General features: G+C 71.3%; 15 protein-coding genes. 7 read left to right on the top strand and 8 right to left on the bottom strand.

What is annotated here, in order from left to right:
• Nucleotides 1-774 (top strand): succinate dehydrogenase iron-sulfur subunit, encoded by a 774-nt coding sequence (locus DEJ18_RS09905; protein ID WP_111210969.1) that lies wholly within the window; start codon nt 1-3, stop codon nt 772-774.
• A gap of 51 nt (nt 775-825) precedes the next feature.
• The gene (locus DEJ18_RS09910; protein ID WP_146241599.1) at nt 826-1,467 is read left to right on the top strand and encodes a TNT domain-containing protein; all 642 of its coding nucleotides are present in this window, start codon (nt 826-828) and stop codon (nt 1,465-1,467) included.
• 75 nt (nt 1,468-1,542) lie between these two features.
• On the opposite strand, the gene DEJ18_RS09915 is transcribed toward DEJ18_RS09910, so the two are convergent.
• The 8 genes from DEJ18_RS09915 to ptsP form a co-directional block, all read right to left on the bottom strand.
• Nucleotides 1,543-2,286 carry a DUF805 domain-containing protein gene (locus DEJ18_RS09915; protein WP_284177358.1) on the bottom strand — a complete coding sequence of 248 codons (744 nt, stop codon included), beginning with the start codon at nt 2,284-2,286 and terminating at the stop codon, nt 1,543-1,545.
• 137 nt (nt 2,287-2,423) lie between these two features.
• Nucleotides 2,424-3,014 carry a DUF805 domain-containing protein gene (locus DEJ18_RS09920; RefSeq protein ID WP_111210967.1) on the bottom strand — a complete coding sequence of 197 codons (591 nt, stop codon included), beginning with the start codon at nt 3,012-3,014 and terminating at the stop codon, nt 2,424-2,426.
• Nucleotides 3,015-3,046: 32 nt separating this feature from the next.
• On the bottom strand, nt 3,047-3,922 hold the full coding sequence (locus DEJ18_RS15910; protein WP_349775048.1) for a DUF805 domain-containing protein: 876 nt from the start codon (nt 3,920-3,922) through the stop codon (nt 3,047-3,049).
• Between the two features lie 211 nt (nt 3,923-4,133).
• Nucleotides 4,134-5,066 carry an NADP-dependent oxidoreductase gene (locus tag DEJ18_RS09930; protein WP_111210966.1) on the bottom strand — a complete coding sequence of 311 codons (933 nt, stop codon included), beginning with the start codon at nt 5,064-5,066 and terminating at the stop codon, nt 4,134-4,136.
• Nucleotides 5,067-5,192: 126 nt separating this feature from the next.
• Nucleotides 5,193-6,344 carry a mannitol-1-phosphate 5-dehydrogenase gene (locus tag DEJ18_RS09935; protein ID WP_111210965.1) on the bottom strand — a complete coding sequence of 384 codons (1,152 nt, stop codon included), beginning with the start codon at nt 6,342-6,344 and terminating at the stop codon, nt 5,193-5,195.
• Nucleotides 6,341-6,778, bottom strand: a complete 438-nt coding sequence (locus DEJ18_RS09940) for a PTS mannitol transporter subunit IIA (protein ID WP_111080550.1) — start codon at nt 6,776-6,778, stop codon at nt 6,341-6,343. Before DEJ18_RS09940 ends, DEJ18_RS09935 begins: the two co-directional genes overlap by 4 nt.
• A gap of 75 nt (nt 6,779-6,853) precedes the next feature.
• Nucleotides 6,854-8,413 carry a PTS mannitol transporter subunit IIBC gene (locus DEJ18_RS09945; RefSeq protein WP_181431066.1) on the bottom strand — a complete coding sequence of 520 codons (1,560 nt, stop codon included), beginning with the start codon at nt 8,411-8,413 and terminating at the stop codon, nt 6,854-6,856.
• 66 nt (nt 8,414-8,479) lie between these two features.
• Complete coding sequence (ptsP, locus tag DEJ18_RS09950; protein ID WP_111210964.1) at nt 8,480-10,138, bottom strand: phosphoenolpyruvate--protein phosphotransferase; 1,659 nt, start codon at nt 10,136-10,138, stop codon at nt 8,480-8,482.
• A 275-nt stretch (nt 10,139-10,413) separates the two neighbouring features.
• Here ptsP and DEJ18_RS09955 point away from each other — a divergent pair, with 275 nt between their 5' ends.
• The 5 genes from DEJ18_RS09955 to DEJ18_RS09975 all read left to right on the top strand — a co-directional run bounded on the left by DEJ18_RS09955 (nt 10,414) and on the right by DEJ18_RS09975 (nt 14,163).
• Nucleotides 10,414-11,184, top strand: coding sequence for a DeoR/GlpR family DNA-binding transcription regulator (locus tag DEJ18_RS09955; protein WP_111080553.1), 771 nt, complete (start codon nt 10,414-10,416; stop codon nt 11,182-11,184).
• Between the two features lie 97 nt (nt 11,185-11,281).
• Nucleotides 11,282-11,554 carry an HPr family phosphocarrier protein gene (locus DEJ18_RS09960; RefSeq protein WP_111080554.1) on the top strand — a complete coding sequence of 91 codons (273 nt, stop codon included), beginning with the start codon at nt 11,282-11,284 and terminating at the stop codon, nt 11,552-11,554.
• 129 nt (nt 11,555-11,683) lie between these two features.
• The gene (locus DEJ18_RS09965; RefSeq protein WP_111210963.1) at nt 11,684-12,526 is read left to right on the top strand and encodes an exodeoxyribonuclease III; all 843 of its coding nucleotides are present in this window, start codon (nt 11,684-11,686) and stop codon (nt 12,524-12,526) included.
• A 35-nt stretch (nt 12,527-12,561) separates the two neighbouring features.
• A complete protein-coding gene (gene trpS / locus DEJ18_RS09970; RefSeq protein WP_111080556.1) occupies nt 12,562-13,569 on the top strand; it encodes a tryptophan--tRNA ligase in 1,008 nt (335 codons plus the stop codon).
• A gap of 6 nt (nt 13,570-13,575) precedes the next feature.
• Complete coding sequence (locus tag DEJ18_RS09975) at nt 13,576-14,163, top strand: GNAT family N-acetyltransferase (protein WP_111080557.1); 588 nt, start codon at nt 13,576-13,578, stop codon at nt 14,161-14,163.
• Nucleotides 14,164-14,167 lie beyond the last annotated feature (4 nt).

The following is a 14,167-nucleotide window of genomic DNA, read 5'->3' on the forward strand; positions in this document are numbered from 1 at the left end:
ATGACCGACACCCTGGTCTCCGACGCGCCCCGTACCGACACCGTGCAGGACGCCCCTCCCGGATCGTTCTCCGTGACGGTCATCGTCCGACGGTTCGACCCGGACGTCGACGACGAGCCGCGCTGGCAGGACTTCGACGTCATGATGCTGCCGACCGACCGCATCCTCGACGCCCTGCACAAGATCAAGTGGGAGCAGGACGGGTCCCTGACGTTCCGTCGGTCCTGCGCGCACGGCGTGTGCGGCTCGGACGCCATGCGCATCAACGGGCGCAACCGTCTGGCGTGCAAGACGCTCATCAAGGACCTCGACATCTCGAAGCCGATCTACGTCGAGGCGATCAAGGGCCTGCCGCTCGAGAAGGACCTCATCGTGGACATGGAGCCCTTCTTCAAGTCCTACCGCGAGGTCCAGCCGTTCCTGCAGGCGAAGTCGACGCCGGAGAAGGGCAAGGAACGCGTCCAGTCGGTCGCCGACCGCGCCCGCTTCGACGACACCACCAAGTGCATCCTCTGCGCCGCGTGCACGTCGTCGTGCCCGGTGTTCTGGACGGACGGGCAGTACTTCGGTCCGGCGGCGATCGTGAACGCGCACCGCTTCATCTTCGACTCCCGCGACGACGCTGCCGACGTGCGCCTCGACATCCTCAACGACAAGGAGGGTGTCTGGCGCTGCCGGACCACCTTCAACTGCACCGACGCCTGCCCCCGCGGGATCCAGGTGACGAAGGCGATCTCCGAGGTGAAGCAGGCCGTCATGCGCGGCCGTGGGTGACGGGTCGACTCCGCCAGCGACGTCATGGGCGGGCGCGCTAGGCTCCCGATCATGACGTTCGCGGACACTCGGCCCATCCTCGATCAGCTCGGCTACACGGTCCGGTACGTGCAGCTCCCCGGCGAGACCCTGCACGAGCCGCCGGTGGAGGGCGCGCTGCGGATCGTGCCCGCCGACCCCGACTCGTTCGCCCTCGAGGTCGTCGACTACGGCACCGCTCGACGGCTCGCCACGGCTCGCGGCGAGTCCGACGCGGTGGAGATGCTCCGCCGCTTCCTCAACCGCCCGTTCCCGGACGCGCGGGACATCCGTCGCTCGGACCTCGACCAGATGCGGGACCGGTCGGCGTCGACCTACCCGCAGCTCGCCCAGCAGGTCGCTGCGACCGGTGACGCCGGCTTGACGATCCAGATCCCGGCGGGTGTCCCCGTCGACCGCATCGGTGGCCCGGACGGGTACCTCCTGCACCCGCTCGAGACCCCGCTGCACGCCCGCTCGCTGCCGCCGCACGCCACGGTGTCCCCGGAGGTGCACCGCTACGTCGTCGAGCGGCCGTTCCTCGTCATCGTCCGGTTCGTCCGTCCGTGGTTCGACCAGCCGGGTGGCGCTCTGCGGTTCGAGATCGCCGACCCGACCACGACGATCCGCGACCTGGTCGTCGACGGCTCCCTCGCCCGCGTCCGCGTGGTCTGACCCGCCGGTCGTCGCGCCACGACGAAGCCCTCCTCCCCGGCTCGGGGAGGAGGGCTTCGTCGTGGCTGGAGTGCGTCAGCCCCGCTCGGGACGGTCGAAGCGCTGCCCCTCCGGCTTGGACGGCAGGATCGTCAGCACGATCAGGATGATGCTGCCGAAGAAGGGGACGAACGAGAGGAAGAAGAACGGCCCCGCCAGGTTCGCGTCGTGCAGCCGACGCCATGTGACCGCCAGGTTCGGGATGATCGTGGCGAGGAAGTAGAGGGTCAGCAGGACGGTCGCGATCCAGTAGAGCGCGTTCGGCGACCCGGAGGTCGTCCCGGTGACCGGGTCGGACTGGAGGCCGGAGGTCGCGCCGCCGATGCCGATGAGGACGTAGAGCACGCCGATGACGATGACCTGCGCGAGGGACCACCACCAGAACTCGCTGCGGCTCGCACGCCCGTCGAACCGGATGTACTTCGTGAAGACGCGCTTGACCGCGTTCGGGAACGAGATGCCGTACCAGGGTGCCCACAGGGGTGGTGCACCGTCGGGACCGGCCTGCACCTGCTGGCCGAAGCCCTGCTGCCCGTACTGGTCGGTCTGACCGTACTGCTGCTGACCGTACTGCTGCTGACCGTACTGATGCTGACCGTAGGGCTGCTGCCCGTACTGGTCGGCCTGACCGTACTGCTGCTGACCGTACTGCTGGTGCCCGGCCTGCTGCTGGCCGTACGGCTGCTGCTGGCCGCCCTGTCCCTGCTGCCCGTACGGCTGCTGCCCGTACGGCTGGTCGTCGTCGCGCTTGCCGTACGGCTGCTGCGGGTTGTCGCTCACGGTGGTCTCCCTGGTGTCGAGTGGCACTCGGATCTGAGTCAACCAGGAAGGCGGGCCGGGTGGCGCTCCCGTGACGGAGCCGTGACAGGACGACGGCGCCCTCCCCGTGAAGGGAGGGCGCCGTCGGGATGCCGGACCTAGCGGTCCGTCGGTCGGTCGAAGCGAGCGCCTTCGGGGTTCGAGGGCAGCACACCGAAGACGATGCCGACGATCCCGACGAACAGCGCGATGATCCAGAGCGCCCCCGACAGGTTCGCGTCGTGCAGGCGACGCCAGCCGAGCGCGAGGGACGGCACGAGCGTCGCGAGCGCCCACAGCGCCCCCGCGATGAGGAACACGAAGGCGATCGGCGGCGCCGGGTTCTGCAGCTCGTAGGTGCCGTAGTCGGTCTGCACCGTCCGGGTCGAGGCGAGTGCGGCCGCCAGCAGGACGCCGCCGCCGGAGAGCACGGCGGAGACGATCGCGTTGACGAGCATCCACCACCAGAACTCGCTCCGGCTGGCGCGCCCGCTGAAGGTCGCGTACTTGCGGAAGAAGCGACCGACGGCCTTCGGCAGCGAGATCCCGTACCAGGGCGCCCAGAGCGGCGGCTGCCCGTCCGGTCCGACGGGTGCAGCTGCACCGGGCGTCTGCTGGCCGTACTGCTGCTGCCCGTACTGCTGCTGCCCGTACTGCTGCCGGGCCTCGGGCTGTGCGCCGGATTTCGGCGTCGGGTACTGATCGGTCATGTGTCCCCCTGGAGGTGGTCGGTCGGAAGTGGTCAGCCGCGGTGCGGCTCGTCGAAGCGTGCCCCCGCGGGCACGGACGGCAGGAGCCCGACGACGAGCGCGAAGACGGCGCCCACCGGCGGGATGATGAAGAGCAGTGCGAGGAGGCCCGACATGTTCACGTCGTGCAGGCGTCGCACCGTCAGCGCGATGAAGCCGAGGAGCGTGGCGAGTCCCAAGAGGCCACTCACCCACTCGGAGTCCCCCGCACCGATCAGGGTCTCGACGAGACTGGCCGCAGCGCTGCCGATGACCCACCAGAGCGCCCAGAACCAGAACTCGCTCCGGCTGGCGCGGCCGTCGAAGCGGACGTACTTCTTCCAGAAGCGGCTGAAGGCCTGCGGGAAGGGGATGCCGTACCAGGGCGCCCACATCGGCGGCTCGCCCTGGTTCGCCGGCGACCGACCGTACGACTGCTGCTGCGGGTACTGACCCGGCTGCTGCCCGTACGGCGTCTGCTGGCCGGACGTCGGCTGGCCGTACGGCTGGCCGTACGGAGACTGCTGGCCGGACGTCGGCTGGCCGTACGGCTGGCCGTACGGAGACTGCTGGCCGGACGTCGGCTGGCCGTACGGCTGGCCGTACGGAGACTGCTGCCCACCAGTCGACCGACCGAACTGCGGCTGCTGGCCGTACGGCTGCTGACCCGGATCCGGCTGCCCGTACGGAGACTGCTGCCCGTACGGCTGCTGACGGGCGTTCGGCTGCCCGTACGGAGACTGCTGACCGTACGGCGACTGCTGGTCCGGCCGCCCGTAGGGCGGCTGCTGCCCGCCGTCGCGACGCTGGTCACCGGCCGGCTGGTCGCCGCTCGGCTGGTCGCCGGGTCGCTGGCCGTACGGGTCCTGCGGTGGGTACTGGTCGCTCACGGGGTTCCTTCCTGCGGACGGTCACGGGGCGCCCGGAGTCGACCACAGCCGTGCAGCAGAGTCGGCCCCGCGGTCTCCGCCGCGGCCGTCCCACTCCCCCGCACGCTGTCCCCACGCGCTGGACCCAGTCTGGCAGGACCGCGGCCCCGTGAGCGACCGACACCACGGCAGTCGGTTCCGGCGTGACGGGTGGTGCAGCGCATCACGGGCCTCAGGGCAGCAGCGCGAGCTTCCCGCCCGGGTGCCCGGACTCGAGCACGTCCAGCGCGGCCCTGGCCTCGGCCAACGGGAACGTCCGCGCGACCGGGACGACGAGGTCGCCGCGCCCCGCCAGGTCCACGAGCCGCTGCCGGACCGAGTCCCGGAACGCCCTGCTCTCCGGCTGCGCACCACCGATCGTCCTGATGCCGGCGTCCGCCGCACGCTCGAACGCGGCGATGGTGGCGACCCGGCTCCGGTCGGCGACCAGCGCGAGCGAGACGTCGACCGCTTCGTCCGAACCGACGCAGTCCATCGCCACGTCGACACCGGACGCGGCGAGGTCGCGGACCCGCGCCTCCAGGCCGTCGCCGTACGCGACCCACTCGCCCCCGAACCGACGGACGGCGTCCGCGGAGGCGGCCGACGCGGTGCCGACCACGCGGGCGCCGAGCGAGCGGAGTTGCTGCAGGAGGCTCACGCCGACCGCTCCGGACGCGCCGTGCACGAGCACCGTCTCGCCCGCCCGCACCCCGGTGACCCGGATGAGGTCGGCCGCGGTGGTGCCGGCGAGCAGGAGGTTGGCGGCCTCCGCGTCGCCGAGGGTCGCCGGCTTCGCGAACACGTCCTGCGCGGGGAGGGTGATCTCCTCGGTCCACGCACCGCGCACCCGGAACGCCAGGACCGGGTCGCCGACCGCGACGGGGCCGGAGGCGATCGTGGTCCCGGGGCCGACGGCGCTGACGACCCCGGCCAGTTCGTAGCCGATCGGGACGGGGAAGTCCGCCGGGGCCCCGCTGCGGGTGCGCTTGGCGTCGGCCGGGTTCATGCCGGCAGCCCGGACACGGACCGTCACCTCACCGGGTCCCGGTGCCGGCACCGTCACGTCCACCAGCTCGAACACGGCGCTCCCACCGGGACGCGGGGCCACCCACTGCTTCGTCATGAGCGCGACCGTACTCGCGGCGCCGCGGCCGTCGAGCAGGACCCGGCACCCGCGGAACGGACGGGAGGCCCGGTACCAGCTGGTACCGGGCCTCCCGTCCGTCCGGTGGACGCGCGCGCGACAGGGTCAGGCGCGCGCCGCTCCGACGCGTCCCGTGAAGGACGCGTGCAGCGGGTGCTCGCCGCCGAGACCGGTGATCTCGGACGCGATGTCCGCGTCGGACCGGTCCGAGCGCAGCAGCGCCTGCAGTTCGACGCTCTGCTCGTCGTCGGCGACGTCGAAGCGGAGCGCGGCGGCCATCGCGTCGAGCAGCGCGCTCGGCTCGGTGCCGTCCTCGGCCAGGGCGGCGGCCGGTGAGACGAAGCGCTCGTCGCGCGAGAGCTTCCGGAGCGGCTGCCGGCCGACACGGGTCACCGTGTCGGGCAGGTGCGGGTTCTCGAAGCGGGCGATGATCGCCGCGACGTAGGCGCGGTGCACCTCGGGGTCGAGCTCGTGACGGCGGACGAGCAGGTCGCTCGTCTCACCGAGCACGGCTTCGAGGGCCGAGCGCACCGCCGGCAGGGCGACCGCGTCGGAGATCTTGTCGGCCCCGGCGAGGAAGCCGTGGTAGGCGACCGTCGCGTGCCCGGTGTTGACCGTGAACAGCTTCCGCTCGATCGAGGCCGCCAGCCCGTCCACGTAGTGTGCGCCCGGGATCGCGGGCTCGGCACCGGCGAAGGGCGTCCGGTCGATGGCCCACTCGAAGTAGGTCTCGACCGTGACGTCCAGGCCGCCGTCCGCGGGCTGCGCCGGGACGATTCGGTCCACGGCGGTGTTCGCGAACACGGCCTTGGCCAGCGCGCCCTCGCGCTCGTCCTCGGGCAGGGCGGCCACGATGAACTCGCGGAGACGGTCCGTCGCGTTGATCGCGTTCTCGCACGCCATCACGACGAGCGGCGCGGCGTCGACCGAACGCTCCTGCAGGCCCTTCGCGATGACGGGCGCGATGAACTTGAGGACGGTCGGACCGACCGCGCAGGTGACGATGTCGGCGGTCGCGACCTCGGCGATGACACCGGCCTCGTCCTGCGCGCTGTTCACGGCACGGAAGCCGGTGACCTCGTGGTCCTGCGCACCGGCACCGACCTCGTGGACCGTGTAGGAGTCGGCGGCGGCCAGGGCGTCGATGAGCGGGGCGGCGACGTCCGCGAAGACGACCTCGTAGCCGGCCTGGTGCAGCAGCAGCCCGACGAAGCCGCGGCCGATGTTGCCGGCTCCGAAGTGGACGGCGGTGCTCACTCGTTGACCTCACCGAGGATCGCGAGGACGGCCGCGGCGTCGGGCGCGTCCGTCAGGGCCTGGACCTGGTCCTCGTCGGAGAACACGATCGCGATCTTGCTGAGGATGTCGAGGTGCTCGTTGTTGACGCCCGCGATGCCGACGACGAAGCGGACGTCGTTGCCGTCCCAGTCGATCGGGGTTGCGTAGCGGACGAACGAGAGCGCCGAGGCCTTGATGGCGTCCTTCGCGTCGTTCGTGCCGTGCGGGATCGCCAGGAAGTTGCCCATGTAGGTCGAGACGCTCTTCTCACGCTCGAGCATGGCGGGGTAGTAGTCCGCGGTGACCGCACCGGCGTCCTGGAGGATCGCAGCCGCCTCCTTCATCGCCTCCGACTTGGTCGGCGCGGCGTCCTCGGTGTGGATGCGGATCTGGCTCTCCTGCAGGACGGGCATTCGGGATCTCCTTGTTCGTGGATGACGGCGGAAGAGGGGACGGTCGCCCGTCCCCTCCCCCATCGTGCTCTTGTCTTACTGGTTCTTGAGCTGGTCGACGACCTGGTCGTACTGCGGAGCGTTCATGAAGTTGCCGACCGAGACGTGCTGGGCGTTCGGGTTCTTCTGCTTCGCGCGGTCCGTGAGCTCCTCCTGGGTGATGATGAGGTCCTCGTCACCCGAGAGGTTCGCGATCGCCTTGTTGACGACCGTGACACCCTCGATACCAGCCTTCTTGATCTTGTTCCGCAGGACACTCGCACCCATGGCGCTCGAGCCCATGCCGGCGTCGCAGGCGAAGACGACGTTCTCGATGCGCGTCGCCGTCGCGGTGCTGGCCGAACCGACACCACCGAGCGAGGCCTCGGCCTCTTCCTCGTTGGCCGGGGAGTTGTCGCCGAGCAGGCCCGCGGTCGCGGCGTTGGCCTCACGGCCCTTGTTGGCCTGGAGCTTCGCCATCGCGGCGCTCATGTCGCCGCCGTTGCCGGACGCGAGGTCACGCTTGCGGCTGGCGAGGAGGAAGAACGACGCCACCGCGAAGGAGACGGCCGCCGACAGGATCACCGAGAGGATGACGCCGAGGAAGCTGTCCTTCGCCGTCGCGGTGAGGACCGCGAAGATCGAACCCGGCGAGGCGGGGGCGACGAGGCCGGACTGGAAGGCGACGTTCGTGGCGACACCGGTCGCGCCACCGAGGATGACGGCGACGAAGAGGATCGGCTTCTGCAGCACGTACGGGAAGTAGATCTCGTGGATGCCACCGAAGAACTGGATGAGGATCGCGCCGGGCGCGGTCGAGCGGGCGATGCCGACGCCGAAGAAGGTGAAGGCGAGGAGGACGCCGAGACCGGGGCCGGGGTTCGCCTCGAGGAGGAACAGGATGCTCTTGCCGGACTCCTGCACCTGCTGCGCGCCGAGCTGGCTGAGCACGCCGTGGTTGATGGCGTTGTTCAGGAAGAACACCTTCGCCGGCTCGATGATGACGCTGGCGAGCGGCAGGAGCGAGCTGTCGACGAGGAACTTCACCGCGGCGCCGAGGCCCTCGGCGATGAGCTTGAACAGCGGGGCGAGCCAGAAGAACCCGATGAGCGCGAGCACGAAGCCGAGGATGCCGGCCGCGTAGTTGTTCACGAGCATCTCGAAGCCGGGCTTGATCTTGCCGTCCCAGATCTTGTCGACCTGCTTGATGAGCCAGGCGCCGAGCGGGCCGCTGATCATCGCGCCGAGGATCATGATCGTGCCGTTGGCGCCGACGATGACGCCCATCGCCATGATCGCGCCGACGACCGCGCCGCGGGTCTCGTAGACCATCCGGCCGCCCTGGATGGCGATCGCGAGCGGGATGAGGTAGGTCAGGATCGGCCCGACGAGGCCGATGTTGGCCACGCCGTCCGTCTCACCGAAGCCGCCGAGGACGCCGACGGGCGTCCAGCCGGTCTCGATGAAGAACGCGGTGATGAGGCCCCACGCGATGAAGATCGCGATGTTGGGCATCACCATGCCGGACAGGAACGTGCCGAACTTCTGGACGGCGACGCGAGCGCCACCCCGCGACTTGTCGCGGGTGTCTGGCGCTGCAACGGACGACGTTGTCATGTGCGTTGACTCTCTGTGTGTGTGCTGCTGCAGGGATCGGGTGTGGTGCTGTGTGGGAGGGGCGGCTCAGGCGGCGTGGACCGCAGCCGCGGCGGCGGACCTGGCGGCCGCTGCCGTGCTGGCGGCGAGTGCTGCCGTCGCCATCTCGCGGGCTTCGTCGAGGGTGTGCTGGCCGAGTTCGGCACGCACGTCGGCGAGGGCCGCGGGGGTCATGGAGAGGGTGGTGGCGCCGAGGCCCACGAGGACGACGGCGAGCAGCGGGTCGGCTGCCGCCTCACCGCAGATGCCGACCGCCTTGCCGGCGTCGGCACCGGCCGCGCCGAGCTGCGCGACGAGACGCAGGACCGCGGGGTGCCACGGGTCCTGGTAGCTCGCGACGGTGCCGAGCATCCGGTCGGCGGCCATCGTGTACTGCGTCAGGTCGTTCGTGCCGATCGACACGAAGTCCGCGGAACGGAAGACCTGCTCGGCCATCAGCGCGAGCGAGGGCACCTCGGCCATCACGCCGGCGGTGCGGATGCCGAGTTCGCGGGCGAGGCCGACGAAGTACTCGGTCTCCTCGGCGTCGGCGACCATCGGGGCCATCACCCAGAGGTCGGCCTCGGTGGCGGCGTCGGCCTGGGCGAGCGCGGTGAGCTGGTCACGGAGGACCTGCTCCTTGTTCCGGAGGGCGCGCAGGCCCCGGCGGCCGAGCGCCGGGTTCTCCTCGTCCTTGTCGGTGAGGAACGGCAGCGGCTTGTCGGCACCGGCGTCGAGCGCGCGGACGACGACCTTCTTGCCGGGGAACGCGGCGAGGAGCTGCTCGTACGACTGCTGCTGCGACTCCACCGTCGGGGCCGTCGGGGCGTCGAGGAACAGGAACTCGGTGCGGAACAGGCCCACACCCTCGGCGCCGAGCTCGACCGCGGCCTGCGCGTCGGCGGGGCTGCCGAGGTTGGCCAGCAGCGGGACGACGTGGCCGTCGGCCAGCGCTCCAGCGGTGAGCGGCGCGGCGGCGGCGGCGCGGCGCTCGGCGATTCGCTGCTCGACGTCGGCGACGAGGTCGGCGGACGGCTCGGTGACGACGGTGCCCGCGACGGCGTCGACGACGACCTGCTGGCCCTCGACCAGGTCGTCGGCCCCGGTGACGCCGACGATCGCGGTGATGCCCTTGGCGCGGGCGAGGATCGCGGTGTGCGAGGTCGGGCCGCCGTCGCGCGTGACGAGGGCGAGGACCTTGTCGAGGTCGAGGAGTGCGGTGTCGGCCGGCGCGAGGTCACGCGCGACGAGGACGAACGGCGTGTCCGACTCGGGGACGCCCGGGGCCGGGACGCCACGGAGCTTCGCGACGATGCGCTGGGCGACGTCGTCGAGGTCGGCGGCGCGCTCCCCCATGTACCCGCCCATGCCGACGAGCAGGTCGCGGAACTGGGCGAACGCCTCGTACACGGCGCGCTCGGCGTTGGTGCCGCCGTCGATGCGGGTGTGCACGTCGTCGAGGAGCGTCGGGTCCTGCGCCATGAGCGCCTGCGCCTCGAGCACGGCCTGGGCGTCGCCCCCGGCGAGCTGTCCACGCTTGGTGAGGTCGTCGGCCACCGCGGCGAGCGCGTCGTGGACGGCCTGCTTGGCGTCGTCGGCCGAGCCGTCGAGCGGAGCGGTCGAGGGCTCGCCCAGCGGGTCCGCCATCCGGAGCACGGGGCCGTGGGCAACGCCGCGGCCGACGCCGGTTCCGAGCAGATCGGACATGGGGAGACTCCTTCATCTCACGCGCAGCAGCGGTGGGCGGTTCGGGGGCGGTGCCGCGTCCGGGGCGTGCTGCATCCGGACGGTTCTGCAGCACCTTACATCGCCCCGCGTTGACAAACAAACACATCCGGGGATAAAAATGCAGAAACAGATGCCCGTTTGCGTTTGTCGTCCAGAACCGCCGCGGGCCTGCCGGAGTGGACCTGCCCGAGCATGTCCGTTCCGCTCCGGATGCCATCCCGCAGGTGGCGACGAGCTCGACCCGATGAGGCCAGATGTACGCACCAGAACGCCACCAGCGCATCGTCGAGCAGGCGCGCGCCCACGGCCGGGTCGACGTAAAGGACCTCGCCGAACTGCTCGCCGTCACCCCGGAGACCATCCGCCGCGACCTGACGAGCCTCGAGCGGCGCGGGCTCGTCCGGCGTGCGCACGGCGGCGCGATCCCGGTCGAACGGATCACCCTGCACCCGGGCGTCGGCGACCGCGGCGGCATCAACCAGACCGAGAAGATGGTCATCGCCGAGGCGGCGCTCGAGGAGCTGCCCGAGAACGGCTCGGTGATGATCGACGCCGGCACCTCCACGATCTGCCTCGCCGAGCTCCTGCCGACCGACCGCGGCCTCACCGTCGTCACGCACTCACTGCCCGTCGCGATGGCCGTCGCGAACCGTCCCGGCATCGACCTGCACCTGCTCGGCGGGAACATCCGCAGCGACTCGCTCGCCGGGGTCGGCACGTGGACGCACCAGCTCATCGGCATGGTGAGCGTCGACGTCGCGTTCGTCAGCATCAACGGCATCACACCCGAGCGCGGGCTGACGACCCACAACATGGCCGAGGCCGCCGTGAAGAGCGCGATGATCAAGTCCGCGCGCCGGAGCATCCTGCTCGCCGACCACACCAAGTTCGGGCGGGAGGAGTTCGGCCGCGTCGCCCCGCTCGCCGCGATCGACACGATCATCACCGACCCCGGCGTCAACCTGGACCTCGTGCGCGAGGTCGAGGCCGCCGGTACCGAGGTCTTCTGGCCCGGACGCGACTGACCGCCGTCTCGGGGTCCGTCCCTCCCCCGCCAGCCCGGGAACCACCCGCCACGCGCTCGCTAGCATGAGCGCACCACCCATCGACAGGAGTCCATCGATGTCCGAAGCCACCCGCACCGTCACCGTCGCGAGCGCATCCGGCCTGCACGCCCGCCCCGCCTCGCTGTTCGTCCAGAACGTCACCGCGTCCGGGCACCAGGTCACCATCGCCAAGGGCGAGAAGTCGGCCAACGCCGGCAGCATCCTGGGCCTGCTCGGCCTCGGGGTGGAGAACGGCGACGAGGTCACGCTCACCGTGTCCGGCGACGACGCCGAGACCACCGCGGACAGCCTCGTCGACTTCCTGCAGACGGACCACGACGCGGCCTGACCGCGCTCGGCGCGACCACGTCCGCGACGGGAGGCCCGGTACCAGCTGGTACCGGGCCTCCCGTCGTGTCGCGGGGGCGCCACGGCGACCGCGTCCGGGCCGTCGGACGCCGCCGATAGGCTGGTCGGCATGACCCGCCTGCGCCTCGCGACCGTCAACGTCAACGGCATCCGTGCCGCGTTCCGGAAGGGCATGGGCGACTGGCTCGCCGAGCGCGACGTCGACGTCCTCGCCCTGCAGGAGGTGCGCGCCTCGACCGAGGACCTGACCGGCCTGCTCGGCGACGAGTGGGACGTCGTGCACGACCCGGCCACCGCGAAGGGCCGCGCGGGCGTCGCCATCGCGTCGCGGCACCGGGCCCACCTGCACCGCGTCGAGCTCGGGGCCGAGGACTTCGACTCCGCCGGCCGGTGGCTCGAGGCCGACTACGAGATCGGCGGCCGCACCGTCACGGTCGTGTCGACCTACGTGCACTCGGGCGAGGTCGACACCCCGAAGCAGGACGAGAAGTGGAAGTTCCTCGACGCCATGACCGAGCGCCTGCCCGCACTCCGGACGCACAACCCGCTCGCCGTGGTGGTCGGTGACCTCAACGTCGGCCACGACCAGCGGGACATCAAGAACTGGAAGGGCAACGTCAAGCGCGCCGGCTTCCTGCCCCGTGAGCGGGCCTACTTCAGCCGGTTCTTCGGCCCTGAGGGCGAGCAGGTCGAGGGCGCCGACGGCTCCACCGGCCCCGGCCTCGGGTGGGTGGACGTGGGCCGCGCCCAGGCCGGCGACGTCGACGGTCCGTACACGTGGTGGTCCTGGCGCGGCCAGGCGTTCGACAACGACTCCGGGTGGCGCATCGACTACCAGGTCGCCACGCCCGAGCTCGCCGAGACGGTGACCTCGTACACCGTCGACCGCGCCGCCGCGTACGACCAGCGGTGGTCCGACCACGCCCCCGTGGTCGTCGACTACGAACTCTGATCCCCTCACCCGCTCTCGAGCACCAGGACTCCCGCATGACCAGCACGCGCATCTTCTCCGGCATCCAGCCCTCGGCCGGGTCACTCCACCTCGGCAACTACATCGGCGCGCTCATGCAGTGGCGTGACCTGCAGGACGACCACGACGCCATCTACTGCGTCGTCGACATGCACGCGATCACCTCCCCGCAGGACCCCGCCGAGCTCCGCGCGAGCACCCGGGCCACCGCGGCGCAGTACATCGCCTCGGGCATCGACCCGTCGAAGTCGACGCTGTTCGTCCAGTCGCACGTGCCGGCGCACGCCGAGCTGGCCTGGGTGTTGAACACCCTGACGGGCTTCGGCGAGGCCAGCCGGATGACCCAGTTCAAGGACAAGTCCGCGCGCCAGGGTGCCGAGTCCGCCTCGGTCGGGCTCTTCACGTACCCGGTCCTGATGGCCGCCGACATCCTGCTGTACGACACGGCGGTCGTCCCGGTCGGCGACGACCAGCGCCAGCACGTCGAACTGACACGTGACCTGGCCCAGCGCTTCAACTCGCGCTTCGGCGACACGTTCGTCGTCCCGGAGGCCCGGATCGGTTCCGAGACGGCCCGGATCTACGACCTGCAGGACCCGACCAGCAAGATGAGCAAGTCGGCCGCGTCCGACAACGGTCTCGTCCGTCTGCTCGACGACCCGAAGCGGACCGCGAAGAAGATCCGGTCGGCCGTCACGGACACCGAGCGCGAGATCCGCGCGGACCGGCAGGCGAAGCCGGGCGTGACGAACCTGCTCGCGATCCTCTCCGCCTTCACCGGCACCGCGGTCGCCGACCTCGAGGAGTCGTTCGTCGGCAAGGGGTACGGCGACCTCAAGGGCGCGGTGGCCGACGCCGTCGTCGCCGAGCTCGAGCCGGTCCGGGCCCGCACGCTCGAACTCCTCGACGACCCGGCGGAGCTCGACCGCCTGCTCGCCGTCGGTGCCGAGCGCGCCGAGGCGATCGCCGACGCCACGCTCGCCCGGGTGTACGACGCGATCGGCTTCGTGCCGCGAGCGCGCTGACCGACCGTGCTCCCCGTCATCCTCGAGTCGGCACGGGTCCGGCTCGACCTGCCGACCCGCGCCGACACGGCCGCGATCACCGAGGCCTGCCAGGACCCGGAGATCGCGCGCTGGACGACGATCCCGCAGCCGTACCGACCGCAGGACGCACAGGGGTTCGTCGACGCCCTCGTCGGCCCCGGCTGGGCGTCCGACCGGGAGTACACCTGGGCGATCCGGCGGCAGGGATCGACCTGGCTCGACGGGGTGATCAGCTACCGGACGGCCCGCCGGGACCTCGGGTTCTGGCTCGCTCCGTCGGCTCGGGGGGCCGGGCTCGTGCACGACGCCGTCGAACTCGTCGTCACGTGGGCCTTCGCGCAGGGCGCTCCGGACGTGTACTGGGAGTGCTACGTCGGGAACACCGCCTCGGCAGCCGTGGCCCGGCGGGCGGGGTTCTCGTACACGGGGAGCGGTGACGCCCTCGTGCCGAACCGCGACGGCTCCCCCGCCCAGGCGTGGAAGGGTCTCCGTCGAGCGGACGGTGCCCCCGCCTCGGACCTCGGTTGGCCGCCAGGGTCGACGCCGGGGGTCGCCGGTAGTCTCGCTCCGTGAGCGA

Source organism: Curtobacterium sp. MCSS17_015 (assembly GCF_003234265.2).
Taxonomy (GTDB): domain Bacteria; phylum Actinomycetota; class Actinomycetes; order Actinomycetales; family Microbacteriaceae; genus Curtobacterium.